Consider the following 232-nt stretch of genomic DNA (forward strand, 5'->3'; position numbering starts at 1 on the left):
ACTCCCGTTTTTCCCTGTGCCTGGCGCACTGTACCGATGAACGGCGCGAGACCGTGCAGCAGCAGCTGGTCAGCGCGTTTGAACGCTACGGCCTGCCAGACAGGATGACGATGGACAACGGCTCACCGTGGGGCGACACCACCGGCACCTGGACGGCGCTGGAGCTGTGGCTGATGCGCCACGGTATCCGGGTGGGGCACTCCCGGCCTTATCATCCGCAGACGCAGGGCAA

1 protein-coding gene is annotated in these 232 nt (G+C 65.5%); it reads left to right on the forward strand.

What is annotated here, in order from left to right:
- Positions 1–232, forward strand: a 232-nt coding sequence (locus IM299_RS22795; protein ID WP_193358135.1) for a DDE-type integrase/transposase/recombinase, incomplete at both ends; no start/stop codon positions are given.

Origin of the sequence: Enterobacter cloacae complex sp. P47BA (assembly GCF_014930485.1) — a bacterium.
GTDB classification, from domain to species: domain Bacteria; phylum Pseudomonadota; class Gammaproteobacteria; order Enterobacterales; family Enterobacteriaceae; genus Enterobacter; species Enterobacter bugandensis.